Source organism: Zhengella mangrovi (assembly GCF_002727065.1).
Lineage (GTDB): Bacteria > Pseudomonadota > Alphaproteobacteria > Rhizobiales > Rhizobiaceae > Zhengella > Zhengella mangrovi.
On the sequence record NZ_PDVP01000007.1, the window covers coordinates 145,069 to 170,471 of the forward strand.

Sequence of the window (25,403 nt, forward strand, 5' to 3'; positions counted from 1 at the left end):
CCGGGAAAAACAAGGCTGTCAAAGGAGTTGATACAATGAAGAATGCTCGCAAAACGATCGTTGCCGTTGCCGCGCTGGTTCCGGCCCACGCTTTTGCCGCCACGGGCAACATCCCGTTCAACGGCTCTGTCACCGACACGTGCATGATCACGGTCGGCAATCCCGGTACGATCATGCCGAACGCCGGATATACCGCGCTGAGCTCGAAGGAATCGGGCGGGGTCGCGGGTACGGCGCAGATCCTGACGACCGGCAACGCCTATGCCGTGACCGCCGAAGCCCCGTCCTCCTGGACCTCCGCTCCGACCTCCGCAGCGGCCGCGACCTTCGCCGCCGAATACGACCTCTCGGGCGCCAATACCGCGAGCAACGTCGCCGGCGGTACCGGCACGACGCTCGCCCATGGCACCACGGATGTCAGCGTCGACCTGACCGCCACGCTTCCGAGCGGCACCTACGAGTCCGGCACCTATGCCGCGACCGTCGTGTTGCGCTGCGAATAAGCCGGCAGTCAGCGAAGACGTCAGGACACGTTTGGGGTCATCATGAAAAGTGTATTCAAATTCGCGACTGGCGTCTTCGCGCTGGTGCTCTTGCCGTGCGGGGCAATGGCGCAGTCCATGTCGCCGATGCGCGCGGAAGTGCAGAGCTTCACCGACAGCTTTGCCGTGCGCGTGTATCCGGCCAATCCATATCAGCACCGGATCAGAATCGAGGTGAAGGTCTATGACCAGCACTTCAACGAGATCAGGGATGCTGTTGCTTCGCCTTCCGTCTTTACCCTCGGTTCGCGCTTTGCCCGACCGGTCACCGTCATGGTGCCCTTCGACGGCGAACAGCGTCGCAAGGTCCGGATTTGCACCGAATCCGTTCCGTTTCCAGGGCAGACGACCAGAATCAAGGCACAGGTATGCGGAAAATTTCTTGGCAAGCGGCTCTGACGGTTGCTGCCACCGGGCTGTCCGTTCTTTGCGGGCAGCCTGCGGCGGCCAATGACGTCAACTACATTTCGCAGAATATCCAGGGCTTCAACCTCCCCGGGGTCCAGTTGCCGCAGGGCGCCGACGAGGTCCGCGCGGCCGATGGCACGACCTGCCGCTCGGCGGTTTCGGGCAGCGGCGCCTATCTCGATGTCGGCGTGATCGGAACGCCCGGCTCGTCGAGCACCACCGGCACGTCCACGGCATCGGCCTACGGACGCATCGTGATCCCGCTCGGCCACCAGCCGAAGCGCCTCGACTGTTCGGAACTCTATGCGCTGGAAGTCGAACGGCTGAAGATGGAACTGCGGCTGATGCAGATGGGCCTGGGCAACCAGGGCCAGCCGGCGGAAATGTCGCCTGCCACCATGGCCGGCGCGGACGAACCCGACACGTCGGTGAAGACGGCTTCGACGTCCAGGACAGGCCGAAGCAAACGTGCGCGGCCATCGCAGTCCGGCGGATCGTCGTGGGCCGACGAAGGCTGGACGACGGAAGGCAAGGACTGACCCGGATGGACTGGCTGGCAAGCATGCGCTGTCGCGGGCCGGGTGTGCGGGCAGGGCTTACCGGCATGCTGGCGGCTGCGACCATGGCCGGCGCAGCCATGGCGGGCGATCTTGCCAGGGACGATATCGTCCAGGCGGGACCCGTCCCGCTGTCGGACAGCGACTTCCCGTTCGGCCTGCCGGACCGCCACCAGAGCTGCACGATCATGGTCGGTGCGCCGGGCGCGATGGCGGCGAGCATCGGCCGCGACCAGTTGAGCTCGACGCTCATCGGCGGGCGTCCCGGCACCGCGACGGTGACCGCGACCAACAGTTCCTACACGATGACCTACGAGGCACCGGCGGTCTTCTCGAGCATGCCCGCTGGCAACAACGGCGCCATTGCCTTCAGCGGCCAGTCGTCGGGAAACGGGGCCACGGATTTCATGAACGTTCCGGCCGGAGACGCAGTCCGGATCAAGCGCGGAACGACCAGCGTGACGCTCGACCTGAGCGCCACGATCAACGGTTCGACATTCGTATCAGGGGACTACCGTGCGGAGGCGGTCCTGCGCTGCGAATGAGCGAACCTCGACGCAAGGGGGCGAGGGATGAGCAAACGGGCATTGGCCGGCTGGCGCGCCGGGGCTCTGAGCATCGGGCTGGCGGCTGTCTTTGCAGGCCCGGCCATGGCCGGCACGGGCGACGTGCAGTTCGGCGTCAACATCACGCGGCTCAATTACTGCGCCATCCAGTTGCAGGACCCGGGTGCCATCGCGCCGGACAGTTCCAACCAGGTGCTGAGCTCGAAGGAAGCCGGCGGCAAGCCGGGCAAGGCGCGTGTCAGCGCGCTGACCAACTACCTGGTCACGGTCGACGAGGTGCCGTTCTTTCTCAACGAGCCCGGCGGGATGAGCACGGGGTCGTCCTTTGCCGCCACGTTCTCCGGCAGTTCGGTCTTCCGCGGACTGACGTTCAACGAGCGTGACGGAGGTAGCGGCGTGCGCCTGCCGCGCGGCTATTCGGTCACCGACCTGAACATCGACCTGGAGATCACGCGCCCGGCGGGGTTTGCCGCGGGCGACTACACGGCCTTGACGATCGTGCGCTGCGAATAACGGCGGGGCGTCCTTGCAGCCGGTCGCCGCATCGGTTCAATATGGCCGCCCATGGTTCGCTTCGTTTTCTCCCTGATCGCCACCCTCTGCCTTGCGCTGCCGGCGCAGGCCCTCGACCTGGCCCCCTACAAGGACCGGCTGTTCGCCTATCCGGCGCTGCTGGATGGCAGCGACCCGCCCGTATACCGGATCGTCGACTATCGCGAGATGCGCGACATCAACGGCCGCGACGCCGTCCCCGAACGGCGTGTCCGGGACGACTACGTCTCGCTCGGGATCGCGCGGCAGCGGGCCGACCTGGTTCTCGATACGGGCGGGTTCCGGGTCCGCCATATCGCCACCGGAAAGCGCGACGGAGCGAGCCTCATCGTCATCTACCTGCACGGGCAGGGCGGCAACCGCAAGCAGGGCGTCTCGGACTACACGTTCGGCGGCAATTTCAACCGTGCGCAGAACCTCGTCGCCGCGGCCGGCGGGCTTTACCTGTCTCCCGACTTTTCCGATTTCGGGGCACGTGGAGCGGCGGAGATTACGGCGCTGGCGCAGCATTACCTGTCGGTTTCGCCCGGTGCGCGGCTGTTTCTCGCTTGCGGCTCGATGGGCGGGCAACTGTGCTGGCGGCTGGCGGGCGACAAGGAGGTCGTTCGTCATTTGGGTGGCATGCTGCTGATGGGATCGATGTGGGACGAAAGCTACCTGACCGGCCCGGGTTTCACGGCACGCGTGCCGCTTTATTTCGGGCAGGGCAGCCGCGATCCGGTCTTCCCCGTGGAGCGGCAGGAGGCCTTCTTCCGGTCGATTCTCAAGGCAGCGCCGGATTACCCGGCCCGTTTCGTGCGTTTCGAGACCGGAACCCACGGCACACCGATCCGCATGACCGACTGGCGCGAAACACTCAACTGGATGCTGCAACGATAAGGGCGGGATGCCCGAAGGAGGATGATCATGACCGGCCATGTCGACCCGACGCGCGAGACCTTCGGCGAATTCCGCCGCATGGACCGCGCCGGACCCGTTCACATGCTGAACCTGGTGCGGCTGCGCGAAAAGGCGGTCTATCCGGACGGGCGCGAAGCCACCGGGGCGGAGGCCTATGCCGCCTACGGGCGGGAAAGCGGGCCGATCTTCCGCGGCCTCGGCGGCAAGATCGCCTGGAGTGGTGCCTTTGAACTGATGCTGATCGGTCCGGCGGAGGAGCGCTGGGACCGCTGCTTCATTGCCGAGTACCCGTCGGTGGCGGCCTTCGTCGAGATGATCAAGAATCCCGACTACCAGAAAGCCGTCGTCCACCGGCAGGCCGCGGTGCTCGATTCACGGTTGATCCGGCTGCAGCCGAAAGCCTCCGGTGCCGGTTTCGGAGAATGAATTTCCGCCTCTTTTCAACTTGTTGTGCGGGTTGTCCAAGACATTGAATCAGGGGGCGGAATCCTTGTCGAAGACGACGGTTCCGTCCTCCTTTTCGTCCATGGTCGGGTCGACCTCGTAGTGCACGAGCGTGAAGGTGCCGCCACGGAAGATCCACTTTCCGGCCGACCACGAATCGCCCACGCCGCGCCACTTTGCAAAGGACGTGATCGACAGCGTGTCGGGATCGTATTGCGAGTTGATGAGCTGGGTCGAGGTCTTGAAGCCGATGGTCTCCATGGAATCGAGCCTTGCGGAATCATTGTCGACATAGCGGATGTCGAGTTCCGGCTCGGCGAAGGTGAGGAGGTGGAGCCCCTCGACCTCCTCCCAAAGGTAGTAGACGTCGACGATATTGTAGGCGGCATAGCGGCAGGTGAAACCGTAGAGCCAGGCACGGCGCTTCGGTGCGTCGGCAGCGTCGCTGGAATAGTTGAAATCGATCGGCCAGGCCTTCGGGCCATCGGCCGAGACCTGCATGTCGCAATCGCCGGACCACTCGGCCTTGAACATTGCCTTTACCGACGCCAGCCGCCGGTCGTCCGGCGAGGCCGGTTCGCCGACGCCGCATCCCTGGGGCAGGGCCTGCTCGAAGGCCATGTCGGAAACCGCCAGGGTGGCCCCCTGGAACGTCATCGGGCGATAGGGCTCGCCCTGGACCTGGGGATTGGCGAGGCGCGCCACGTAACAGCCTGAAAAGACGGTCTGGTTGCCATTGTTGTCCGTCGCCTGGATGGCGACCGGCACATGCCAGTAGGTGGTCCCCGCCGCACCGTCCGCTTCGGCGGTCCCTGTCAGCACGTCGACGCTGGCGGTGGTGTCGAAGCCGGCGACATAGGTGTCGAAATCATCCGATGGCTTCGGATCGAAGTAGGACCACGCGCGGGCAAATTCCTTGTTGGAAATCGCGTTGTAGAGACTTTCGACGAGCCTTTCCGGTGTCGAGCGGTCATCGACATAGTCGGCACGGGCGGAACTGAACGCCATGATCACGGCGGCCGCGGCAAGTGGCAGGCTGAGACGGAACATCGGGGGGCTCCTCCGGCATGGATTGGCACGAAGTGTCAGCCCCCGGTCCGCGATTGGCAAGGGGAAGGCGGTAAAGTTTTCAGGAAGGGAACCGGAAAACGAAAACGGCGCCAGCGAGGGAGGAGGTTCGCTGACGCCGCTTTTCGCACACGACCCTGGGAGGAGGATGGGCCGTCTGGTCTCACCGGTCATGGGAGGAGGGTTGACCGGAGGAGATCTTGAAGCGCTGGTGTTTCGCCGTCGCTTCGTTGTCCTCAATATGCGTTTTGTTGTGCATTGCAACAATATCTAATTGTGCATTGCAGCCATGCATTTTCGCATGGCTTGGTCCGCATGGTCTGCGCGCTTACCAGCCGGAGAAGCGGGCGCGCAGGATTTCACGCTGGCGGCGTTCCAGTTCGGCGAGGGTTCCGGAGCGGGCAAGCCAGTCCTCGTGCGCCGGCCGGCGGGCCATCGTGCTGGTGAAGAGTGTCGAAATTCGCTTCATGAACATGGGAGTTCATCCTTCTCGTTGATGGCGCGCAAATAGGCAATTTGCTGCGCCGCAACAAGATGGGAAAATGCACATGAGGCATGCACATGATGCATGACTGTGCAAACGGGTTTTTAACCCCTGGCAGGCGCCGGCCGGTTCAGGCGCCCTGGGCCAGCATGTCGACCATCTGGTCGCGCATGATGAATTTCTGCGGCTTGCCGGTGATCGTCATCGGCAGTTCGGCGACGATGCGGACATGGGCGGGCACCTTGTAGTGCGCGATCTGGCCGCGGCAGAACTCGCGGATTTCCTCCGGGTCCACGTCCTCGCCCGGCGCGGGAATGATCCAGGCACAGACGATTTCGCCGTATTTCTCGTCCGGGACGCCGAAGACCTGTACCGCGGAGACCTTCGGGTGGCGGAACAGGAATTCCTCGATCTCGCGCGGGTAGACGTTCTCGCCGCCGCGAATGATCATGTCCTTCACGCGGCCGGTGATCGAGCAGAAGCCTTCCGCGTCGATGCGGGCGAGGTCACCGGTGTGCATCCAGCCGTCGCGGATGGCATCGGCGGTCCTTTCCTCCTCGTCCCAGTAGCCCAGCATCACCGAATAGCCCTTGGTGCACAGTTCGCCCTGTTCGCCGACCGGCACGGTGCGCCCGGTCTCGTCGACGATACGGACCTCCAGGTGGGGGTGGATGCGGCCGACCGTCGCGCAACGCTTGTCGGTGGGATCGTCGACGAAGCTCTGGAAGGAGACGGGCGAGGTCTCGGTCATGCCATAGCAGATCGTGACCTCGGGCATGTTCATGTCGGCGTTGACCCGCTTCATGACCTGTTCGGGGCAGGGGGCGCCGGCCATCACGCCGGTGCGCATCGAGGACAGGTCGCGCGGTTGCGCCTTCAGTGCCTCGAGCATGGCGATGAACATGGTGGGCACGCCATAGCAGGCTGTGCACTTTTCCTCTTCCAGCGCCTCGAGCGCGGGTTCGGCCTCGAAGCCCTCGCCGGGAAAGATCATGGCGGACCCGTAGGCGACGCAGCCAAGCACGCCCATGACCATGCCGAAACAGTGGTAGAGCGGCACCGGGATGCACAGGCGGTCGCTTTCGGTGAAATTGATGCGGCCCGTGACGAAGCGGGCATTGTTGACGATGTTCCGGTGCGTCAGCGTTGCGCCCTTCGGCGCGCCCGTGGTTCCCGAGGTGAACTGGATGTTGATGGCGTCGTTGGGCGCCAGGGTCCCGGTGATGGCGTCGAGGCGGGCGATGCCTTCTTCCGTGCCCATCGCCATGAGCTCGTCAAAGGAGAGGATGCCCGACCCGGCATCCGCGCTCATCCCGACCACCCATTTCAGATGGGGCAGGTTCTTCGAGACAAGCCGGCCCGGTTCGCAGGCCGCCAGTTCCGGGGCCAGCGTGCGGATCATGCCGATGTAGTCGGAAGTCTTGAAGCTGGCCGCCGTGACGAGCGCCTTGCAGCCGACCTTGTTGAGCGCATAGTCCAGTTCGGACAGGCGATAGGCGGGATTGATGTTGACGAGGATGATGCCGATCCGTGCCGTGGCAAACTGGGTCAGCACCCATTCATGCCTGTTGGGCGACCAGATGCCGACGCGGTCGCCCTTCTCAAGGCCCAGCGAGAGGAAGGCGGCGGCAAGCCGGTCGACCTCGGCGGCGAATTCCGACCATGTCCGGCGGATGCCCTGGGCGCGGAAGACGGCGGCCTCCCGATCCGGGAAACGGGCCGCGGTCCCGGCAAGCACCTGCGGGATCGTCTTTTCCCACAGCGGGTCGTCGGTGGGACCCACCACGTGCGACAGGCCGCCGACCGGGGCGCCGAAGGGACGTGCGGTCTCGTTTGCCTCGTTGGCGTTCTCGGTCATGGTGAGCCTCCCGTCACGATTTTATGGTTGGCGGGATGGTGGGACGCGAAGGCGTTCGTGTCCAGTGGCGAAAAGACCAAGGCGAACCGACGGGGGGTCGATCCTGACCGTTCGGCGCGCTTCCGCAGCCGGGTGGTCTGCTCCAGCGACACGTTTCGTTTTTAGGCCGTTCCGGACGCGAAACCGGCGGCCACTTTCGCTGGAACCGGTTTTTTCGGGCAGTTCCGGACGCGAAACCGGCGGCCACTTTCGCTGGAACTGCCCTAGTACCGGATGGTCGCGACGGCCCGCAGTTCCCCGGCCGTCGCCGGTGGAAAGCCGAAGAATTCCAGGTAGGCCGGGATCTGCTCGAACAGCATGTCGGTGCCGACCTGCGTCATGCACCCTCGGGCGCGGGCGGCCGACAGGAAAGGCGTCTCCTCCTGCTTCATGACGACTTCGCCGACAAAGGCGGATGGCGCAATGCGCTCCATGTCCATGGGCAGCGGGTCGCCGGGGTTCATGCCCAGCGGCGTGGCATTGACGACGATGTCGTGGCCGGCGGGGTCGTCGCTGCCGGCGGTAACGGCGAGCGCGGGGTAGTGGGCCTTGAGGCTGGCGGCCAGCCTTTCGGCGCTTTCGGCGCGCGTGTCGAAGAGCGACAGGCGGGCCGCGCCGGCCCTGGCCAGCGAGGCGGCAATGGCGGAGCCGACGCCGCCGGATCCGACCACGAGGGCGGAGGACCCCTCGATTGTCCGGCCCTTGGACAGCACGCCGCGTACGAAACCCTCGCCATCGAACATGTCGCCGACGAGGCGGCCGCCTGCATCACGACGGACGGCATTGCACGATCCGCAGACCCGGACCGTGGTGCTGGCCTCGTCGAGCAGGTCCACCACGGCCACCTTGTGCGGCATGGTGATGAGCGCGCCGGCAATGTTGCGCATGCGGAAGAGCAGCGGCAGGGTGGCGGCGAAATCCTCGGCCTCGCAGCCCATGGGCACGACCACGGCATCGATGCCGTGTTTCTCGAACCAAGGATTGTAGATCATCGGCGCCTTGAAGCTTTCCGTCGGCACGCCGAGATGGGCGAGGAAGCGGGTATGGCCGGAAATGATCACGCGGGTCGTCTCCTGTCAGGTTCCTGCCAGCGTCAGCCGAGCAGCGTGCCCATGCGGCGCACGGCCAGTTCGTAGCCCTCGATGCCGAAGCCGGCCATGACGGCATCGGACCGGTGCGAGACATAGGAATGATGGCGGAACGGCTCGCGCTTGTGGACCTGCGAGATGTGGACTTCGATCACCGGCCCTTCGAAGGTGTTGAGCGCATCGAGAATGGCGACGGAGGTGTGGGTAAAGGCGGCCGGGTTGATGACGATGCCGCCGGCCTGCTCGCGCGCATCGTGGATCCAGTCGATGATCTGGTGCTCGGCATTGGACTGGAGCAGGCGGATCTCGAGGCCGAATTCACCGGCCACGGCGCGGCAGCGCGTTTCGACGTCGGCGAGCGTTTCGTGACCGTAGATCTCGGGCTGGCGCTTGCCCAGCAGGTTCAGGTTCGGACCGTTGAGGATGTAGACCAGTTTCGACAAGGGACGAGCCTTTCCGGGGCAGGAGTGCAACGTGCGGCCGCGGCCGCGTTGTCAACGGCATAGCTCCAAACGGGCCGATTTCCAACCGGTGTTTGGCGGCCGCGGGCTCAGGCCCCCTCCGACGCCGGAATCAGGGGCGTGTCAGGCTCCCCGGAGAGGCCGGCCAGGATGAGGCCCCAGAGCTTGGCTGCCAAGGGGCTCAACGCGTGGTTCTTGCGGGCGATCAGGTGGTAGGGATTGACGATCAGCGGCTCGGCCGGTTCCAGGCGGGCAAAGCCGTTGGTTGCCTGGCCGGCCCCGAGCAGGTCCGCCACTTCGCGCGAGACAGGGGCTATGGCATCGGTGGAGGCCAGGTAGGCGATCATGACCAGAAGGGACGTGGAATTGACGATCTCGCGCGGCAAGGAGATGGACCGGGCGAGAAAGGCTTCCTCCACCGCCTGGCGCATCGGCGTGTGCGGCGCTTGGATCACCCATTCGTAGCCCTCGAGTTCCTCCAGCGTGACCGGGTGGCATCCGTCGAGCGGGTGGCCTGTGCGGATGAGGAAATTGATCACCTCGACACGCCCGCGGCGGACGATGAACTGGCGCGCATCGGTGCCGGCGGGAATGCGCGAGAGGACGAAGTCGAAGTCGCCGCCGAGCAGGCCGTCGATCAGCACATCGCTCGGCGCGACGTCGATGTGGATGTCGGCGCGGGTGGCGTCGCGCTTGAGCCGCTGGATGGCCGGAACGACGTGGGCGACGGCGCCGCCGGTGACCGAGCCGACGCGGATGGTGCCGGAGCGGCCGCCGCCGACGGCCTCGACCTCGCGGGCGGTCTGCTCCATGCCGTTGAGGAGCGTGATGGCGTTGCGGGCAAGGATCTCGCCCATCGGCGTGACCGTCATGCCCTTCGGATGGCGCTGGAAGACGGACGTGCCGATGGTGCGCTCGATAGCGGCCAGCATCCGCGATGCGGCGGGCTGCGTGATGCCCAACTGCTCGGCTGCCAGGGCCAGTTGGCCGGTCTCAGCGATGGCGCGAACGAGGCGGAAATCCCGGATCTGGAGGCGATTTGAGAGCTGCGGCATATAAGTGCTTATCATTATTGGTATGCAGAATGTCAATCTGTGCAATTGAAATGCAAGCCGTGAGGTCCTTAACCTGCCTCCGGGATCGTGACGATCCGTCAACAGGCCGCGCTGCCGACCAACCGTTGACTGGCAGCGTGTAGCGTTCTCTCGGGAGGAATTCGATGAGGAAACTGATTTCCGCAATGGCGTCGCTTGTGGTCGGCGCCAGCGTTCTGGCCGCCCCGGCCCTGGCGCAGGACAAGGGTACCGTGGGCATCGCGATGCCGACGAAGTCGTCGGCACGCTGGATCTCCGACGGCGATTCGATGGTCAAGCAGTTCACGGAAGCGGGTTACCAGACCGACCTGCAATATGCCGAGGACGACATTCCCAACCAGCTCGCGCAGATCGAGAACATGATCACCAAGGGCGTGAACGTGCTGGTGATCGCGGCGATCGACGGCACGACGCTGTCCAACGCGCTGGAAAACGCCGCTGCCTCCGGCATCAAGGTCATTGCCTATGACCGCCTGATCCGCGACAGCGCCAATGTCGACTATTACGCCACGTTCGACAATTTCAAGGTCGGCGTGCTGCAGGCCAATTCGCTGGTCCAGGGCCTGAAGGAACGCTTCCCCGACACCAAGCCGTGGAACGTGGAACTGTTCGGCGGGTCGCCGGACGACAACAACGCCTACTTCTTCTACAACGGCGCGATGAGCGTGCTGCAGCCGATGATCGACGCCGGCGAAGTGGCAATCCCGTCGGGCCAGATGGGCATGGACAAGGTCGGCACGCTGCGCTGGGACGGCGCGGTGGCGCAGGCGCGCATGGACAACCTCCTGTCGGCCAACTACACCGACAAGCAGGTCAACGGCGTTCTGTCGCCCTATGACGGCCTTTCCATCGGCATCCTGTCCTCGCTCAAGGGCGTGGGCTACGGCTCGGGCGACATGAAGATGCCGATCGTGACCGGCCAGGACGCCGAGGTTCCCTCCGTCAAGTCGATCCTGGCGGGCGAGCAGTATTCGTCCATCTTCAAGGACACCCGCGAACTGGCGCGCGTGACCGTGGGCATGGTGAACGCCCTGCTGCAGGGCAGCGAGCCGGAAATCAACGACACCAAGACCTATGACAACGGCGTCAAGGTGGTTCCGTCCTACCTGCTGGAGCCGGTGGCGGTCGACAAGTCGAACTGGGAGAAGATCCTGATCGACTCCGGCTACTACACGATGGACCAGATCAAGTGATCCTGCCATCCTGACGGCAGGCCGGCCCGCGCGGGGCAAGTTTCCCGCGCGGGCCGAGCATCACTGGCATCGGCAGACATCTGGGGACCAGCCATGGCGACGCTGCTCGAAATGCGGTCGATCACCAAGACCTTTCCCGGCGTCAAGGCGCTGGACACGGTGAACCTGACCGTGGAGGAAGGCGAAATCCACGCCCTCGTCGGCGAGAACGGGGCGGGCAAGTCAACCCTCATGAAAGTGCTGTCGGGGGTCTACCCGGCCGGCAGCTACGAGGGCGACATCGTTTACGACGGCGCGGTCGCGGCCTTCTCGGGCATTCGCGACAGCGAGGACGTCGGCATCATCATCATCCACCAGGAACTGGCCCTGGTTCCGCTGCTGTCGATCGCGGAAAACCTGTTTCTCGGCAACGAGCGGGCGTCGGGCGGCATCATCGACTGGCGCGAGACCTTCCGGCGCACCGAAGACCTGCTGAAGAAGGTCGGGCTGTCGGAAGCGCCGGGCACGCTGGTCGACAAGCTGGGCGTGGGCAAGCAGCAGCTTGTCGAAATCGCCAAGGCGCTGTCGAAGGACGTACGCCTGCTGATCCTCGACGAGCCGACGGCGGCGCTGTCGGAAAGCGACAGCCAGGCATTGCTCGACCTTCTTCTGGACCTGAAGCGGCAGGGCGTGACATCGATCATCATCAGCCACAAGCTCAACGAGGTGCGGCGCGTCGCCGACCGGGTGACCGTCATCCGCGACGGCACGACGATCTCGACGCTCGACGCGCGAACGGAAGCGATCACGGAAGACCGCATCGTGCGGGACATGGTGGGCCGCGACATGGCGCACCGCTACCCGGAACGCGAGCGGCGGGCCGGTGACGTGATCTTCGAGGTGCGCGACTGGAACGTCTGGCACCCGGAACATGCCGACCGGCAGGTGATCCACAATGCAAGCCTGACGGTCAGGGCCGGCGAAGTGGTCGGCATTGCCGGGCTGATGGGCGCGGGGCGCACCGAACTGGCGATGAGCATCTTCGGCCGGTCGTACGGGCGCAAGATCTCCGGCGAGGTGCTGATCCGCGGCAAGCCGGCCGACGTGTCGCGCGTCGACCGCGCCATCGATGCCGGGCTGGCCTATGTCACCGAGGACCGAAAGTCGCTCGGGCTGGTGCTGGACGAGACCATCCAGCGCAACATCACGCTGACCAACCTGCCGGCGGTGTCGTCGAGCGGCGTCATCTCGGAGACCAGCGAGACACGGGTGGCGGAGAAATACCGCGACGCGATGAACATCCGCACGCCGTCGGTGTTCCAGCGGGTCGTCAACCTCTCCGGCGGCAACCAGCAGAAGGTCGTGCTGTCGAAGTGGCTGTTCGCCGAACCGGACGTCCTGATCCTGGACGAGCCGACCCGCGGCATCGACGTCGGCGCCAAGTTCGAGATCTACAGCATCATCAACGCGTTGTCGGCCGAGGGAAAGGGCGTTCTGATGATCTCGTCGGAAATGCCCGAAATGCTCGGCATGTGCGATCGCATCTACGTCATGAGCGAGGGAGAGCTGGTCGGCGAGCTGAATGCCGCCGAAGCCAGCCAGGAGCGCATCATGTCGCTCATCGTCACGGAATAACGGGAGGCAAGTTCAATGGAAGCGGTTCACGGCTCCTCTGCCGAGACCGGCGATGCGAAGGCGAAGAGCCTGGGCATCGGCGAGTATCTGCTCAAGCACATGCGCGCCTACGGCCTGCTGTTCGCGCTCATCGCCATCATGGCGTTCTTCCAGATCGTGACCGACGGGACGCTGCTGCGTCCGGTCAACATCACGAACCTTCTGCTGCAGAATTCCTACATCGTCATCATGGCGCTCGGCATGCTGATCGTCATCGTCTCGGGCAACATCGACCTCTCGGTCGGCTCGGTGATGGGGTTCATCGGCGCGCTGGCGGCGGTGATGATCGTCAACTACGACCAGTCGGTGCTGGTGACGACCATTACCTGCCTGATCGCGGGCGCGGCGATCGGCGCGGCGCAGGGCTACTGGGTGGCCTACTGGAAAATCCCGTCGTTCATCGTCACGCTCGCCGGCATGCTGGTGTTCCGCGGCCTGTCGCTGTGGCTGCTCGAAGGCCAGTCGGTCGGTCCGTTCCCGCGTGAATTCCAGGTCATCGCCAACGGTTTCGTGCCCGATATCTTCCCGGCCGGGATCGGCGCGGCGCTGGCCGGCGTTTTCGGCGCCAACCGCGTCAACGTGCTGGCGCTGTTCGCCGGCGCCGTGATCGTGGCGGTGATCCTGTGGCTCGGCCTGCGCCAGCGGGCGCGCAACAAGGCCTACGGCATCGAGGACGAGCCGCGCAGCTTCTTCATCGCGCGCAATGCCATCGTGATGATCGCCCTGCTTTTCATCATGTTCAAGCTGTCCACGTTCCGCGGCCTGCCGAACGTGCTGATCACGATGGGCGTACTGACGATCATCTATGCCTTCATCACGGAAAAGACGGTGACGGGCCGGCGGGTCTATGCGCTGGGCGGCAACGAGAAGGCGGCCAAGCTGTCGGGCATCAAGACGGAGCGGCTGACCTTCCTGGCCTTCATGAACATGGGCGTTCTGGCGGCCATCGCCGGTCTCGTCTTCGCCGCACGCCTGAACACCGCCACGCCAAAGGCCGGCTTTGCGCTCGAACTGGATGTCATCGCCGCTGTCTTCATCGGCGGCGCGTCGATGTCGGGCGGCGTCGGCACGATCATCGGGGCCGTGGTCGGCGCCTTCCTGATGGGTGTGCTGAACAACGGCATGTCGATCATGGGCATCGGCATCGACTACCAGCAGATGATCAAGGGCCTCGTGCTGCTCGCGGCGGTCATCTTCGACGTCTACAACAAGCAGAAAGAAGGCTGACGGGTCCGGGCCCGGCGCTGTCGCGCGGCGGGCCGGTCACGGCAACGGAAAGAGGATCGAATGAGCATGAAGATCGCGCTGGTCGGCATCGGCAAGATCGCCCGCGACCAGCACGTGCCAATGATCGAAGCGTCGCCCGACTGGGAGCTTGCCGCCACGGTTTCGCGGGAAGGCCATGTCGAGGGCGTGGAGAGCTACCGGGATTTCGCCGGGATGCTGGCGGCGCGTCCGGATATCGAGACGGTGTCGCTCTGCCTGCCGCCGGTGCCCCGTTTCGACTACGCCGCGCAGGCCATCCGCGCGGGCCGCAACGTGATGCTGGAGAAGCCGCCCGGCGCCTCGCTGTCGGAAGGGTTTGCCCTGGAAGCCATGGCGCGCGACGCCGGCGTCTCCATCTATGCGACGTGGCACTCTCGCGAGGCCGCCATGGTGGCGCCGGCCAAGGCGTGGCTGGCGGACAAGCGGCTGAAGAGCCTCAAGGTCATCTGGAAGGAGGACGTGCGGCGCTGGCATCCGGGCCAGAAATGGATCTGGGAGGCCGGCGGTCTCGGCGTCTTCGATCCGGGCATCAATGCACTGTCGATCGTCACGGAGATCCTGCCGGTTCCCATCCACCTGACCGGCGGCGACCTCTATTTCCCGGAGAACTGCGACACGCCGATCGCCGCCAGCGTGACCTTCTATCACCCCGGCGGCGCGGCGGTGACGGCCGACATGGATTTCCGCCAGCAAGGCGAGCAGATCTGGACCATCGAGGTTGAAACCGACGCCGGCTCGCTGGTGCTATCGGAGGGCGGCGCAAAGCTTGCCATCGACGGGACAGAGCAGACGGAATCGGCCGCGCTCGTGGAGACCGAGGACGGCAGCAACCCGCTGCTCGGCGGCGAATATGCGCGGCTCTACGCCCGCATGGCGGCGCTGGTGCGCGATCACGAGATCGACATGGACCTGGCGCCGATGGCGCATGTGGCCGATGCCTTCCTGCTTGGACGCCGCATCGTCACGGACCCCTTCATCGAGTAGGGCCATGAGCGAGACGCCATCACTTGCCGGGCTTGACTGGATCGCGGTGGACTGGGGCACCAGTTCGCTGCGCGTCTGGGCCATGGATGCGCAGGGCGGGGTGCTTGACCGGGCCACGTCGCGCGAGGGCATGTCGACGCTCTGGCCACAGGCCTACGAAGCGGTGCTGGTGCGTATCGTCTCGCGCTGGCTCGGCGAGCGGACGGAACCGGTTCCGGTGATCGTCTGCGGCATGGCCGGGGCGCGGCAGGGCTGGCACGAAGCGGCCTACCGGCAGGCGCCATGCCGGCCGGCGACGCCAGGCAGCCTCACCGCCGTCGAAACCGCCGAGACGCGGCTCGCGGTATCGATCGTGCCGGGTATCTGCCAGGACGATCCGCCGGATGTCATGCGGGGCGAGGAAACCCAGCTTGCAGGACTGCTGGCGGCGAGGAACATCGACGACGGCGTGGTCTGCATGCCGGGCACGCACAGCAAGTGGGTGCGGCTGGCCGGGGGGCGGGTCAGTGCCTTCACCACGGTCATGACGGGCGAGATGTTCGCGCTGCTGGCCGAGCGCTCGGTGCTGCGCCACACGGTTGGCGACGGCGGCCACGATGCCGTTTCGTTCGCCCAGGCTGTCACCGACATGCTGGCGGCGCCGGAAATGCTGACCGCTGCCCTGTTCTCGGTGCGCGCGGGCGCTCTCCTGGATGACGCCGGGCCGGATGCCTGCCGGTCGCGGCTGTCCGGCCTGCTGGTCGGGGCGGAGATCGCGGCCATGCGCCCGCACTGGGCCGGCAAGACGGTGCACGTGGTTGGTGCCGGGCCGCTGGTCGAACGTTACGCGGAAGCCTTGCGCGTTGCCGGTGCCGATGCGGTGCCCGAGGACGGCGAAGCGCTGACGCTGGCGGGCCTGTCGGCCGTCCGCGCCGGAATGAACGGGGGAAAGACCTGATGCGCAAGCTCGTTGCCATCCTGCGCGGCATCCGGCCGGACGAAGCCCTTGGCATCGGCGAAGCACTGGTCGAGGCCGGTTTCTCGATGATCGAGGTGCCGCTCAATTCGCCCGAGCCGCTCGACAGCATCCGGCAAATGGCCGGCGCCTTCGGCGACGCCGCGCTGATCGGCGCCGGAACGGTGCTGACGCCGGGGGACGTCGATGCCGTGGGGCAGGCGGGCGGGCGCCTCGTGGTGTCTCCCAATTGCGATCCCGCGGTCATCGCGCGCACGCTGGAACGCGGCATGGTTTCCATGCCCGGCGTGTTCACGCCGAGCGAATGTTTCGCCGCCATCCGTGCCGGCGCGCGGGCGATCAAGCTGTTTCCGGCGTCGCTGGCCGGAACCGCCGGGCTCAAGGCGATCAAGGCGGTGCTGCCGGCCGACGTCGAGGTCTATGCCGTCGGTGGCGCATCGGCGGACAATTTCGGAGACTGGTTCGATGCCGGTGCCGCCGGCTTCGGCATCGGGACGGCGCTCTACAAGCCCGGCGACACTGTGGACACGGTTGCGGCCAGCGCACGGGCGATGGTCGCCGCCTACGACCGTGCCCGGCGGTGAGCGGCGTTCCGGATCCGGGTCAAGGACAACATTGAAAGGACCTGACGCATGAAAACTCCGCTTTCCGGCATCCTGCCGGTTGCCCCGACGCCGTTCCATGACGATGGCCGCGTCGACGGCGAGGGCATGAAGCGCGTGATCGACTGCATGATCGACCAGGGCGTCGATGCGATCTGCATCCTGGCCAATTACTCCGAGCAGTTCCTGCTGTCCGACGAGGAACGGGCGATGCTGACACGGCTTTGCCTGGAACACGCCGCGGGGCGGGTTCCGGTGATCGTGACGATCAGCCATTTCGCCACCGGGATCGTGACGGCGAGGGCACGGGAGGCCCAGGCCCTGGGCGCTTCGATGGTAATGATGATGCCGCCCTATCACGGCGTTGGCCTGGTGCCCGCGGCACAGGGCATCTTCGAGCACTTCAAGGCCGTCAGCGACGCCATCTCCATTCCGATCATGGTGCAGGATGCGCCGCTTTCCGGCGCGCCGCTTCCCGTCGACCTGCTAGTCCGCATGGCGCGCGAACTGGAAAACGTGTCCTATTTCAAGATCGAGGTGCCGTTTGCCGCCGACAAGCTGGCGGCGCTGATCGATGCGGGCGGCGAGCACATCGTCGGGCCGTTCGACGGCGAGGAGGCGGTGACGCTGCTGGCCGACCTCGATGCCGGCTGCACTGGCACGATGACCTCGGCCATGTTCCCGGAAAAGATCAAGCCGATCGTCACCGAGCATCGCGCCGGCAACCTCGCGGCAGCGCTCGACCACTGGACGCGCTGCCTGCCGCTGATCAACCACGAGAACCGGCAGTGCGGCCTGAGGGCCACCAAGGTGGTGATGAAGGAAGGCGGCGTCATCGGGTCAGATCACGTGCGCCATCCGCTCAAGCCGATGTCGGCGCGCACACGCGAGCGGCTCTTGTCTCTGGCGCGGGATCTCGACGTCCTCGCGCTTTCCTGGGGCAAGTGAACGGCGGCTTTCGAGGAGGAACGCCATGACCATCGCCAAGGCCAATATCGTCCGGCTGGCTTCGGACTGCTCGGAACTGGGCGAGGGGCCTCACTACGACCGGGCCCGCGACACGGCCTACTGGTTCGACATCACCGGCTGTCGGCTGCATGAACACCGCTTTGCCTGCGGCGAGACGGTCAGCCATGTCCTGCCACGCATGGCGTCTGTCATCGCGCGCATCGATGATGACCGTCAGATGCTGGCGATGGAAGACGGGATCTACGTGCGCGACCGCCTGGGCGGCGGTCTCGACCTGCTGGTCGGGCTGGAGGCGGACAAGCCGGCGAACCGCTCCAACGACGGGCGCGTCCATCCGTCCGGGCGGCTGTGGATCGGCACGATGAGCAAGACGTCGGAACGGGCCGCCGGCGCGATCTACTGGTCGGACGGCAAGACGGTGCGGACGCTCTGGGACGGGATTTCCATTCCCAACTCGATCTGCTTCTCGCCGGACGGAACCGTCGGGCATTTCGCCGATACCGGGGCCAACAAGATCTGGCGCGTGGCCGTGGACCCGGCCACCGGCCTGCCGAGAGGCGAGCCGGACCTGTTCCTGTCGGGCGGCGACCTGCCGCTCGGCGGCTGGTTCGACGGTTCGGTGACCGATGCCGACGGCGTGCTCTGGAACGCGGCCTGGGGCGGCGGCTCGGTTTCAGGCTTCGCGCCCGACGGAACGCTGGTCAACACGTTCGAAGTGCCGGCCGGGCAGACCAGCTGTCCGTGTTTTGTCGGGGGCAATCTCGACCGGATGCTTGTGACCACGGCCTGGCAGGGGTATTCGGAGGCCAAGCGCGCCGCCGACCCGGGAGCAGGGTACAGCTATCTCGTCGACGGACATTTCCATGGCATGGCGGATGCCGACTTCCGCCTCGATGCGTGACACGCAAAGACAGGGATCATTTCATATGCTGACAGGCAAACATCTCGTTGCCGGCGACTGGGTCGCCACAGAAACCACGTTCAAGTCGGAGCCGGCGCACGGCCCCGCGCACGACTTCGCCGTCGGCACGCCGGAGCTGGTCGACCGGGCGGCGAAGGCCGCCGAGGAGGCCTTCTGGTCCTATGGCTACTCGACGCGCGAGGAGCGCGCCGCCTTCCTCAACGCGATCGCCGAGGAGATCGAGGCGCGCGGCGAGGCGATCACCGAGATCGGCACCCAGGAGACCGGCCTGCCGGAAGCCCGGTTGCAGGGCGAGCGGGGCCGCACGACCGGCCAGCTGCGGCTGTTCGCCAGCCACATCCTGAAGGGCGACTATCTCGACCGGCGCCACGACGAGGCACTGCCGGACCGCCAGCCGCTGCCGCGGCCCGACATCAAGCTGGTCCAGCGGCCGATCGGCCCGGTGGCCGTCTTCGGCGCTTCCAACTTCCCGCTGGCCTTCTCGACGGCCGGCGGCGACACGGCCGCGGCCCTTGCGGCCGGCTGTCCCGTCGTCGTCAAGGGGCACTCGGCGCATCCGGGCACGGGCGAGATCGTCGCCCAGGCCATCGACGCGGCGATCAGGTCCTGCGGTCTGCATCCGGGCGTTTTCTCGCTCATCCAGGGGGGAAAGCGCGACGTCGGCCAGGCGCTTGTGCAGCATCCGCTGATCAAGGCGGTCGGCTTCACCGGTTCGCTCGGCGGCGGGCGGGCGCTGTTCGACCTGTGTGCCCAGCGGCCCGAGCCGATCCCCTTCTTCGGCGAACTGGGCTCCGTCAACCCGATGTTCCTGCTGCCTGAGGCGCTGAAAGCGCGTGGCGGCGAGATCGCCAAGGGCTGGGCCGGTTCGCTGACCATGGGCGCCGGGCAGTTCTGCACCAATCCGGGCATTTCCGTCGTCATCGACGGGCCAGATGCCGACGCCTATATCGAGGCGGCGACCGCCGCGTTGGAGCCGATCGGCGCGCAGACGATGCTCACCGACGGCATCGCGGCGGCCTATCGTGCCGGCCGCGACCGCGTCGCCGGGACGGCCGGCGTGCAGGAGGTTCTCACCAGCATGTGCGACCTGCGCAATGCCACGCCCTATCTGTTCGCCACGACGGGCAAGGAATGGCTGGAAAACGAGGTGCTCGGCGAGGAAGTCTTCGGCCCGCTCGGCCTGATCGTGCGCGTCGCCGACGTGGACGAGATGGTCAAGATCGCCCGCTCGCTGCACGGCCAGCTGACCTGCACGATCCACATGGACGACGGCGACACGGCGACCGGCCAGGCGATCATGCCGGTGCTGGAGCGCAAGGCCGGCCGTATCCTGGCCAACGGCTTCCCGACCGGCGTGGAAGTCTGCGACGCCATGGTGCATGGCGGGCCTTACCCGGCATCGACCAATTTCGGCGCCACCTCCGTCGGCACCCTGTCGATCCGCCGCTTCCTGCGCCCGGTCAGCTACCAGAACATCCCCGACGCCCTGTTGCCGGGCGACCTTAAGTAAGGTTCATTGCCGGTCCGGCGGAATTTCCCGCCGGGCCGTTTTCAACCGGGAGGGGACGTGATGGCATCGCTGTTCGACGAGGACCTGTTCGTCAAAGGCCTGGAACAACGCAAGGGCACGCTCGGGGCAGAGTATGTCGAGAAGAACCTGGCGGCGGCGGACGATTTCACGCGGCCGTTCCAGGAGGCGATGACGGCGTGGTGCTGGGGTTTTGGCTGGGGCGACGACGTCATCCCTGCGAAGACACGCTCGATGATGAACCTCGCCATGCTCGGTGCGCTTGGCAAGATGCACGAGTGGGAAATCCATTGCCGCGGCGCGCTGACCAACGGTGTCAGCAAGGAAGAGATTCGCGCCATCGTGCATGTCGTCGGGATCTATTGCGGTGTGCCGCAGGCGCTGGAATGCTTCCGCGTGGCGCGCAAGGTGCTGGAAGAGGCCGGCCAGCTCTGAAGGCCGGTCAGGCCAGCCCCTCGATCAGCGGACTCAGCCATTTCTCATAGCGGCGCCATGCCTCGGAACTGCCCTGGTAGAGCGGCTGGCGGACCTGGGCCGCGCTTGCCGTGCGCACGACGCGTTCGGTTTCATGGAAGCGCAGGCAGGCATCGTCCCAGGGCAGGCCGGCGAGAGCGACGAGCCGGCGCGTTTCCTCTTCCTGGTTGCGGGTCAGCCGCTCGTAATCCAGCACGTGGATGCGGCCGGGCAGGTGCGTCTGCCAGAAGACCATCAGGTCATCATGCAGCCTCGTGTAGGCGGCAATGTCCTGGAGGCTGCAGGTGAATTCCAGGCCGCGCGCCGGGAAGAAGGTCCGGAACAGCGACCAGCCGACGGCCACGGGATCGCGTCTGGTGTGGATGAAGACCGCTTCGGGCAGGGCGGCGGCGGCAAAACCGATCCAGCGGAAATTCAGCGGCATCTTGTCGATGATCACGGGCCGGGCGGCCTGAAGACCCGCGAGGCTCTCCAAATAGCTTGTGCGCACGGCGCCCAGGATCGTTTCGTCGATGCGGCCGGCTTCGAGGGCAGGGGCGACGGCGCGACGCAGGGCCTGCAGTTCGCCGGCGCCGCAGACCTGCGGGTGGCTCGCGAGAATCTGCTCCACCAGCGACGTGCCGGAGCGTGGCATGCCGAGAACGAAGACCGGGCGGGGGCAGGCCGGCGGGGCGTCCAGGGGGCGGGGCGGGGCCTGTTCGAAGACCGCCCGGATCCGCGCAAAGAGCGTTTCCTGCCTGGCCATGATGTCCGGCGCTGCCTTGCGGGCGATGGCGTTGGCTTCGCTGAAACAGGCGAAGGCGCCTTCGGCCTGCCCGGTCTCGTCCAGGGCCTTGCCGAGCGCGAAGCCGAGGTGCAGGCGGTCGCCTTCCGAACGGGCGGCGGCGTGTGCCTGTTGCATTGCCGCGATCTGCGGGTCGCCGTCGCGGAAGCGCTTCGAGACCGACAGGTTGCGCCAGGCCTCGGCATAGCCGGGCCGGTTTTCGAGCGCCTGTTCGTAGCGGGCAACGGCTTCTTCCCGCCGGCCGAGCGCGGCGAGCGCGATGCCGAGATTGTTGAGCGCCTCCGGATAACCCGGCTTCGACGCCAGGGCGGATTCGAGCGGGGTGATGGCCTCTGCCGGCCGGTCGAGGCCATTCAGCGCGTTGCCGAGATTGTTGAGCGCTTCCGGGTAATCCGGTTGCATCTCCAGCGCCTCGTTCAGGCTGGCGATCGCCTCGTCATGCCGGCCGAGCCTGTTCAGCGCATCGCCGATATTGTTGTGATGGGAGGCCTGGCCGGGTGCCAGCGCGAGTGCGCGCCGATGGGCTTCCAGCGCCTCTCGCGGGCGCCCCATGGCGGCGAGGCATGCGCCGGCGATGGTGTGCAGCAGGGCGACGCCGGGATGGTGCTCGGCAAGGGCCTGCGCCTGTCTCAAGGCCTCGGTGTATCGGCCCTGCCACAACAGCGACACCACGGGCTCGGCTTTCGCGCGGTCGAGCGGCGGGCCTTTCCGCCCCCCGCCGGGGTTTCGGGACAGGGCCTCCAGGCCGTCGGCGGCGCGGCGGTTGTCAGGGTAGCGCTGCAGGACCGCGGCATAGAGCATTTCGGCGCCCGGGCGGTCGCCCTTCCTGGCCAGCGCGGCAGCCTTCTTCAGCGCCTGGTCGACGGATCGGAACTGAACGGTCATCCTTCCCCTTCGATTCGCCTGGACTGGAATCGGGAACCGATGATGATGCGTGAACCTTGTCCGAAGCGGGAGTGACGCCCGGCAGGCTTGCCTGATGCCGATCCAGACACATTCTTTTCAAAACGGATCCTTTTCATGCCCGATATCCTCAAACGCGCTTCCCTGCCAATTCTCGCCGCGATCATTGCCGCGGCCGCCTTCCTGAACGGGTGGATCGTGCTCGCGGCCGTCGCGCTGGCCGTCGTCGCTCTCGGCCTGTACGACTGGTTCCAGCAGAGCTGGACGATCACCCGCAACTATCCGGTCGCCGGGCGGATCCGCTGGCTGTTCTACGACCTGCGCCCCTATCTGCGCGCCTATATCGTCGAGGACGACCTGCACGGAACGCCCTATTCATTCGAGGCGCGCAACCTGGTGCACGCCCGGGCGCGGGGCGAGACCGACACGCATCCGTTCGGCACCGAGCGGGACCTGGAATCCGACACCTATCACTGGGTCGGCCATTCCATCGCACCCGAGCCGGACCCGGACACGCATCCGCGCGTCACCGTGGGCAACAGCCAGTCGTCCAGGCCCTATTCGGCCTCGCTGCTCAACATTTCCGCGATGAGCTTCGGCTCGCTGTCGGCCAACGCCGTCAAGGCTCTGAACCTCGGTGCGAAGCTCGGCGGCTTCTACCACGACACCGGCGAGGGCGGTCTCAGCGACCATCACCTGGCCCATGGCGGAGACCTGGTCTGGGAACTGGGGTCGGGCTATTTCGGCGCACGGACCAAGGATGGCCGGTTCGATCCGGAAATGTTTCGCGACACGGCAGCCCATGACGCCGTGAAGATGACCGAGATCAAGCTCAGCCAGGGTGCCAAGCCGGGCCACGGCGGCCTGCTGCCCGGCGCCAAGGTGACGGCCGAGATCGCGCGCATCCGCAATGTTCCGGAAGGCCAGGACGTGCTGTCGCCGCGGGGCCATTCGGCCTTTTCCACGCCGGTGGAAATGCTGGAATTCGCCGCCCGCATGCGCGACCTGTCCGGCGGCAAGCCGGTGGGACTGAAACTTTGCATCGGCCAGCCGCACGAGCCGTTCGCCATCGTCAAGGCGATGTTGCAGACGGGCATCCGGCCGGATTTCATCGTCGTCGACGGCGGCGAGGGCGGCACCGGTGCCGCGCCGCTGGAGCTTTCGGACTGGGTCGGCATGCCGCTCTCGGAAGGTCTCGTTTTGATGCGCAACGCGCTGGTGGGCGCCGGGCTGAAAGACGAGGTGCGGCTGGCGGCCAGCGGCAAGGTCTATTCGGGCATGGGACTGGCGCGCAACATCGCGCAGGGGGCCGACTGGTGTAACGCGGCGCGCGCCTTCATGTTCTCCATCGGCTGCATCCAGGCGCAACGCTGCCATCTCGGCACCTGCCCGACCGGGGTGACCACGCAGGACGCCTGGCGCCAGCGCGGCCTGATCCCGCAGGTGCAGGGCGAACGGGCAGCGCGGTTCCATGGCAAGACGCTGGAAGCGCTGGCCGAGATCGTGGCCGCGGCCGGTTTCAAGCATCCGCGCGACCTGGAACCGCACCACCTGATGCACCGGGTGGGGCCCGAAAAGGCAGTGCCGATGGACCGGGTGCACACGTTCCTGCCCAAGGGCATCCTGCTCGACGCGCCCGACGAGACGATCTACGCGCACTGGTGGGCGGCGGCCCGCGCGGAAAGCTTCCGCCCGGCGGTCGACCTGGTGGAAGCACGGGCAAGCAAGAGCGCAGCGCAGGAAGATCCGGCCGCCTGACGGCTGGCGGGGCGGCTGAACCTGTGCGAGAACGTCACTTGCTTATATAGCGAGGACGAGGAAGACCGTGCCAGCGACCGCAGGGGCCGCCCGATGCCATTGACGCCTGCACCGGCCGGCCGGCGTGCTGCCGGGCCACGCGTTGCCCTGCCTGTGCTCGTGGCGTGTCGGGGCGCGGATGACTGAGCGCTTTCCCGTCTTCGACGCCGCCGAGCACCAGGCCCGGGTGGACCGCCTGCAGGCGGCGATGGCGGCCCGCGGCCAGGACGCGCTGCTGCTGACCATGCCGGCGGACATCTTCTACGTGACCGGTTTCCTGACCCGCTTCTGGGACAGCCCGACGCGGCCGTGGTTCGTCCTCGTTCCGGCCACGGGCGATCCCGTTGCGGTCATCCCGGCCATCGGCCATGACCTGATGCGGCGGACCTGGGCCGGCGAGATCCGGACCTGGGACGCGCCGCATCCGCACGACGACGGGCTGAGCCTGCTCAGCGACAGCATTTGCGCCATGGTGCCGGAAGGCGGCGTGCTGGCCGTTCCCATGGGCAGGGAAACCTGGCTGCGGATGCCGCTTTCAGGTTATTTCGCCGTGATCGAGCGGATCGCGCCGCGCCGGATCCGCGACGGCACGGACACCGTGCAGCGGGTGCGCGAGATCAAGTCGGCGGCCGAGATCGAGCAGATCGCGCAGGTCTGCGCCGTAGCAGGCCGGGCGTTCGACCGGATGCCGGCGATCGCCGTGGCGGGGAAGCCGCTGGACGCCGTTGCACGAGACTTCCAGGTCGCGGCGCTCGAGGAGGGGGCCGACTGGGTTGCCTATCTCGCGACACGGGCCGGGCCGGGCGGCTATGGCGACGTGATCTCGCCGGCAGAGACAAGGCCGCTCGAGACCGGCGACGTGCTGCTGCTCGACACGGGGGCGGTGCGCAATGGCTATTACTGCGATTTCGACCGCAATTTCGCGATCGGGCGCGCGAGCGACGGCGTTCGGCGCGCCCACGGTGTGCTCTACGGGGCGACAAGCGATGCGCTGGCCGCGCTTCGCCCGGGGATGCGCGCCTGCGATGCGCATCGGCTTCTGGCCGAGGGGATCGAGCGGCGCGGCATGACGCCGCTCGGCGGGCGCCTCGGGCACGGGCTCGGGATTTCGCTGACGGAATGGCCGTCGCTGCTGCCTTGGGACGAGACGGTTCTGCACGAGAACATGGTGCTGACGCTGGAGCCCGGCGTGGAGGTGTCGGCGGGCCGCATCCTGGTGCAGGAAGAGGTGTTCGTCCTTGGCGCCGAGGGGGCAAGGCTGCTGTCGCCACGCGGCCCGGCAGACCTGCCGGTGCTGGGCGACTGAGGCGAG

At 66.4% G+C, this 25,403-nt stretch carries 26 protein-coding genes; 19 read left to right on the forward strand and 7 right to left on the reverse strand.

Annotated elements, in window-relative coordinates:
• The first annotated feature begins 35 nt into the window (after window positions 1–35).
• The 7 genes from CSC94_RS13315 to CSC94_RS13345 are packed head-to-tail and all read left to right on the forward strand — an operon-like array spanning window position 36 to window position 3,951.
• Window positions 36–503, forward strand: a complete 468-nt coding sequence (locus CSC94_RS13315) for a hypothetical protein (RefSeq protein ID WP_099306839.1) — start codon at window positions 36–38, stop codon at window positions 501–503.
• Window positions 504–545: 42 nt separating this feature from the next.
• Window positions 546–941 carry a hypothetical protein gene (locus CSC94_RS13320; RefSeq protein WP_099306840.1) on the forward strand — a complete coding sequence of 132 codons (396 nt, stop codon included), beginning with the start codon at window positions 546–548 and terminating at the stop codon, window positions 939–941.
• Window positions 911–1,489: a hypothetical protein gene (locus tag CSC94_RS24880; RefSeq protein WP_205853306.1), complete on the forward strand. Its 579-nt coding sequence runs from the start codon at window positions 911–913 to the stop codon at window positions 1,487–1,489. Before CSC94_RS13320 ends, CSC94_RS24880 begins: the two co-directional genes overlap by 31 nt.
• A 5-nt stretch (window positions 1,490–1,494) precedes the next feature.
• On the forward strand, window positions 1,495–2,052 hold the full coding sequence (locus CSC94_RS13330; RefSeq protein ID WP_099306841.1) for a hypothetical protein: 558 nt from the start codon (window positions 1,495–1,497) through the stop codon (window positions 2,050–2,052).
• A gap of 27 nt (window positions 2,053–2,079) precedes the next feature.
• Window positions 2,080–2,586, forward strand: a complete 507-nt coding sequence (locus tag CSC94_RS13335; protein WP_133122898.1) for a hypothetical protein — start codon at window positions 2,080–2,082, stop codon at window positions 2,584–2,586.
• A 51-nt stretch (window positions 2,587–2,637) separates the two neighbouring features.
• Entirely contained in the window at window positions 2,638–3,504 is an 867-nt protein-coding gene (locus CSC94_RS13340; RefSeq protein WP_099306843.1) for a phospholipase, read from the forward strand.
• 27 nt (window positions 3,505–3,531) lie between these two features.
• Window positions 3,532–3,951 (forward strand): DUF1330 domain-containing protein, encoded by a 420-nt coding sequence (locus CSC94_RS13345; protein ID WP_099306844.1) that lies wholly within the window; start codon window positions 3,532–3,534, stop codon window positions 3,949–3,951.
• 48 nt (window positions 3,952–3,999) lie between these two features.
• On the opposite strand, the gene CSC94_RS13350 is transcribed toward CSC94_RS13345, so the two are convergent.
• The 6 genes from CSC94_RS13350 to CSC94_RS13370 form a co-directional block, all read right to left on the reverse strand.
• Entirely contained in the window at window positions 4,000–5,019 is a 1,020-nt protein-coding gene (locus CSC94_RS13350; protein WP_165784427.1) for a DUF1176 domain-containing protein, read from the reverse strand.
• A gap of 346 nt (window positions 5,020–5,365) precedes the next feature.
• Window positions 5,366–5,512, reverse strand: a complete 147-nt coding sequence (locus CSC94_RS24645) for a hypothetical protein (protein WP_165784428.1) — start codon at window positions 5,510–5,512, stop codon at window positions 5,366–5,368.
• A 139-nt stretch (window positions 5,513–5,651) separates the two neighbouring features.
• Window positions 5,652–7,379, reverse strand: a complete 1,728-nt coding sequence (locus tag CSC94_RS13355) for an AMP-binding protein (protein ID WP_099306846.1) — start codon at window positions 7,377–7,379, stop codon at window positions 5,652–5,654.
• Between the two features lie 263 nt (window positions 7,380–7,642).
• Window positions 7,643–8,476: a shikimate dehydrogenase family protein gene (locus tag CSC94_RS13360; protein WP_099306911.1), complete on the reverse strand. Its 834-nt coding sequence runs from the start codon at window positions 8,474–8,476 to the stop codon at window positions 7,643–7,645.
• Window positions 8,477–8,511: 35 nt separating this feature from the next.
• Entirely contained in the window at window positions 8,512–8,949 is a 438-nt protein-coding gene (aroQ, locus tag CSC94_RS13365; RefSeq protein ID WP_099306847.1) for a type II 3-dehydroquinate dehydratase, read from the reverse strand.
• Between the two features lie 107 nt (window positions 8,950–9,056).
• Window positions 9,057–10,022 carry a LysR family transcriptional regulator gene (locus CSC94_RS13370; RefSeq protein ID WP_099306848.1) on the reverse strand — a complete coding sequence of 322 codons (966 nt, stop codon included), beginning with the start codon at window positions 10,020–10,022 and terminating at the stop codon, window positions 9,057–9,059.
• A gap of 164 nt (window positions 10,023–10,186) precedes the next feature.
• On the opposite strand from CSC94_RS13370, the gene chvE reads away from it, so the two are divergent.
• The 10 genes from chvE to CSC94_RS13420 all read left to right on the forward strand — a co-directional run bounded on the left by chvE (window position 10,187) and on the right by CSC94_RS13420 (window position 20,568).
• A complete protein-coding gene (gene chvE / locus CSC94_RS13375; protein ID WP_099306849.1) occupies window positions 10,187–11,254 on the forward strand; it encodes a multiple monosaccharide ABC transporter substrate-binding protein in 1,068 nt (355 codons plus the stop codon).
• A 93-nt stretch (window positions 11,255–11,347) separates the two neighbouring features.
• A complete protein-coding gene (mmsA, locus tag CSC94_RS13380; RefSeq protein WP_099306850.1) occupies window positions 11,348–12,868 on the forward strand; it encodes a multiple monosaccharide ABC transporter ATP-binding protein in 1,521 nt (506 codons plus the stop codon).
• Between the two features lie 15 nt (window positions 12,869–12,883).
• Window positions 12,884–14,134 carry a multiple monosaccharide ABC transporter permease gene (mmsB, locus tag CSC94_RS13385; protein ID WP_099306851.1) on the forward strand — a complete coding sequence of 417 codons (1,251 nt, stop codon included), beginning with the start codon at window positions 12,884–12,886 and terminating at the stop codon, window positions 14,132–14,134.
• A 60-nt stretch (window positions 14,135–14,194) separates the two neighbouring features.
• A complete protein-coding gene (locus CSC94_RS13390) occupies window positions 14,195–15,157 on the forward strand; it encodes a Gfo/Idh/MocA family protein (protein WP_205853307.1) in 963 nt (320 codons plus the stop codon).
• 4 nt (window positions 15,158–15,161) lie between these two features.
• The gene (locus tag CSC94_RS13395) at window positions 15,162–16,094 is read left to right on the forward strand and encodes a 2-dehydro-3-deoxygalactonokinase (RefSeq protein WP_099306852.1); all 933 of its coding nucleotides are present in this window, start codon (window positions 15,162–15,164) and stop codon (window positions 16,092–16,094) included.
• Complete coding sequence (locus CSC94_RS13400) at window positions 16,094–16,696, forward strand: 2-dehydro-3-deoxy-6-phosphogalactonate aldolase (protein ID WP_165784429.1); 603 nt, start codon at window positions 16,094–16,096, stop codon at window positions 16,694–16,696. The genes CSC94_RS13395 and CSC94_RS13400 overlap by 1 nt, the downstream gene beginning before the upstream one ends.
• Window positions 16,697–16,744: 48 nt before the next feature.
• Window positions 16,745–17,662, forward strand: a complete 918-nt coding sequence (locus tag CSC94_RS13405; protein WP_099306854.1) for a dihydrodipicolinate synthase family protein — start codon at window positions 16,745–16,747, stop codon at window positions 17,660–17,662.
• A 25-nt stretch (window positions 17,663–17,687) separates the two neighbouring features.
• Window positions 17,688–18,584, forward strand: coding sequence for an SMP-30/gluconolactonase/LRE family protein (locus tag CSC94_RS13410; RefSeq protein ID WP_099306855.1), 897 nt, complete (start codon window positions 17,688–17,690; stop codon window positions 18,582–18,584).
• 25 nt (window positions 18,585–18,609) lie between these two features.
• Entirely contained in the window at window positions 18,610–20,115 is a 1,506-nt protein-coding gene (locus tag CSC94_RS13415; protein WP_099306856.1) for an aldehyde dehydrogenase (NADP(+)), read from the forward strand.
• Window positions 20,116–20,175: 60 nt separating this feature from the next.
• A complete protein-coding gene (locus CSC94_RS13420) occupies window positions 20,176–20,568 on the forward strand; it encodes a carboxymuconolactone decarboxylase family protein (RefSeq protein ID WP_099306857.1) in 393 nt (130 codons plus the stop codon).
• Window positions 20,569–20,575: 7 nt separating this feature from the next.
• Here CSC94_RS13420 and CSC94_RS13425 read toward each other — a convergent pair whose 3' ends face one another.
• On the reverse strand, window positions 20,576–22,276 hold the full coding sequence (locus CSC94_RS13425) for a tetratricopeptide repeat-containing sulfotransferase family protein (protein ID WP_099306858.1): 1,701 nt from the start codon (window positions 22,274–22,276) through the stop codon (window positions 20,576–20,578).
• A 135-nt stretch (window positions 22,277–22,411) separates the two neighbouring features.
• On the opposite strand from CSC94_RS13425, the gene CSC94_RS13430 reads away from it, so the two are divergent.
• Both CSC94_RS13430 and CSC94_RS13435 read left to right on the forward strand, forming a co-directional pair.
• A complete protein-coding gene (locus tag CSC94_RS13430) occupies window positions 22,412–24,052 on the forward strand; it encodes an FMN-binding glutamate synthase family protein (protein WP_099306859.1) in 1,641 nt (546 codons plus the stop codon).
• 178 nt (window positions 24,053–24,230) lie between these two features.
• Window positions 24,231–25,397, forward strand: a complete 1,167-nt coding sequence (locus tag CSC94_RS13435) for a M24 family metallopeptidase (RefSeq protein ID WP_099306860.1) — start codon at window positions 24,231–24,233, stop codon at window positions 25,395–25,397.
• Window positions 25,398–25,403 lie beyond the last annotated feature (6 nt).

Bases quoted from the DNA above. Each gene is read 5' to 3' on its own strand.
- CSC94_RS13315 (WP_099306839.1), top strand. From the start codon at position 36: ATGAAGAATGCTCGCAAAACGATCGTTGCCGTTGCCGCGCTGGTTCCG.
- CSC94_RS13320 (WP_099306840.1), top strand. From the start codon at position 546: ATGAAAAGTGTATTCAAATTCGCGACTGGCGTCTTCGCGCTGGTGCTC.
- CSC94_RS24880 (WP_205853306.1), top strand. From the start codon at position 911: ATGCGGAAAATTTCTTGGCAAGCGGCTCTGACGGTTGCTGCCACCGGG.
- CSC94_RS13330 (WP_099306841.1), top strand. From the start codon at position 1,495: ATGGACTGGCTGGCAAGCATGCGCTGTCGCGGGCCGGGTGTGCGGGCA.
- CSC94_RS13335 (WP_133122898.1), top strand. From the start codon at position 2,080: ATGAGCAAACGGGCATTGGCCGGCTGGCGCGCCGGGGCTCTGAGCATC.
- CSC94_RS13340 (WP_099306843.1), top strand. From the start codon at position 2,638: ATGGTTCGCTTCGTTTTCTCCCTGATCGCCACCCTCTGCCTTGCGCTG.
- CSC94_RS13345 (WP_099306844.1), top strand. From the start codon at position 3,532: ATGACCGGCCATGTCGACCCGACGCGCGAGACCTTCGGCGAATTCCGC.
- CSC94_RS13350 (WP_165784427.1), bottom strand. From the start codon at position 5,019: ATGTTCCGTCTCAGCCTGCCACTTGCCGCGGCCGCCGTGATCATGGCG.
- CSC94_RS24645 (WP_165784428.1), bottom strand. From the start codon at position 5,512: ATGTTCATGAAGCGAATTTCGACACTCTTCACCAGCACGATGGCCCGC.
- CSC94_RS13355 (WP_099306846.1), bottom strand. From the start codon at position 7,379: ATGACCGAGAACGCCAACGAGGCAAACGAGACCGCACGTCCCTTCGGC.
- CSC94_RS13370 (WP_099306848.1), bottom strand. From the start codon at position 10,022: ATGCCGCAGCTCTCAAATCGCCTCCAGATCCGGGATTTCCGCCTCGTT.
- chvE (WP_099306849.1), top strand. From the start codon at position 10,187: ATGAGGAAACTGATTTCCGCAATGGCGTCGCTTGTGGTCGGCGCCAGC.
- mmsA (WP_099306850.1), top strand. From the start codon at position 11,348: ATGGCGACGCTGCTCGAAATGCGGTCGATCACCAAGACCTTTCCCGGC.
- mmsB (WP_099306851.1), top strand. From the start codon at position 12,884: ATGGAAGCGGTTCACGGCTCCTCTGCCGAGACCGGCGATGCGAAGGCG.
- CSC94_RS13390 (WP_205853307.1), top strand. From the start codon at position 14,195: ATGAGCATGAAGATCGCGCTGGTCGGCATCGGCAAGATCGCCCGCGAC.
- CSC94_RS13395 (WP_099306852.1), top strand. From the start codon at position 15,162: ATGAGCGAGACGCCATCACTTGCCGGGCTTGACTGGATCGCGGTGGAC.
- CSC94_RS13400 (WP_165784429.1), top strand. From the start codon at position 16,094: ATGCGCAAGCTCGTTGCCATCCTGCGCGGCATCCGGCCGGACGAAGCC.
- CSC94_RS13405 (WP_099306854.1), top strand. From the start codon at position 16,745: ATGAAAACTCCGCTTTCCGGCATCCTGCCGGTTGCCCCGACGCCGTTC.
- CSC94_RS13410 (WP_099306855.1), top strand. From the start codon at position 17,688: ATGACCATCGCCAAGGCCAATATCGTCCGGCTGGCTTCGGACTGCTCG.
- CSC94_RS13415 (WP_099306856.1), top strand. From the start codon at position 18,610: ATGCTGACAGGCAAACATCTCGTTGCCGGCGACTGGGTCGCCACAGAA.
- CSC94_RS13420 (WP_099306857.1), top strand. From the start codon at position 20,176: ATGGCATCGCTGTTCGACGAGGACCTGTTCGTCAAAGGCCTGGAACAA.
- CSC94_RS13425 (WP_099306858.1), bottom strand. From the start codon at position 22,276: ATGACCGTTCAGTTCCGATCCGTCGACCAGGCGCTGAAGAAGGCTGCC.
- CSC94_RS13430 (WP_099306859.1), top strand. From the start codon at position 22,412: ATGCCCGATATCCTCAAACGCGCTTCCCTGCCAATTCTCGCCGCGATC.
- CSC94_RS13435 (WP_099306860.1), top strand. From the start codon at position 24,231: ATGACTGAGCGCTTTCCCGTCTTCGACGCCGCCGAGCACCAGGCCCGG.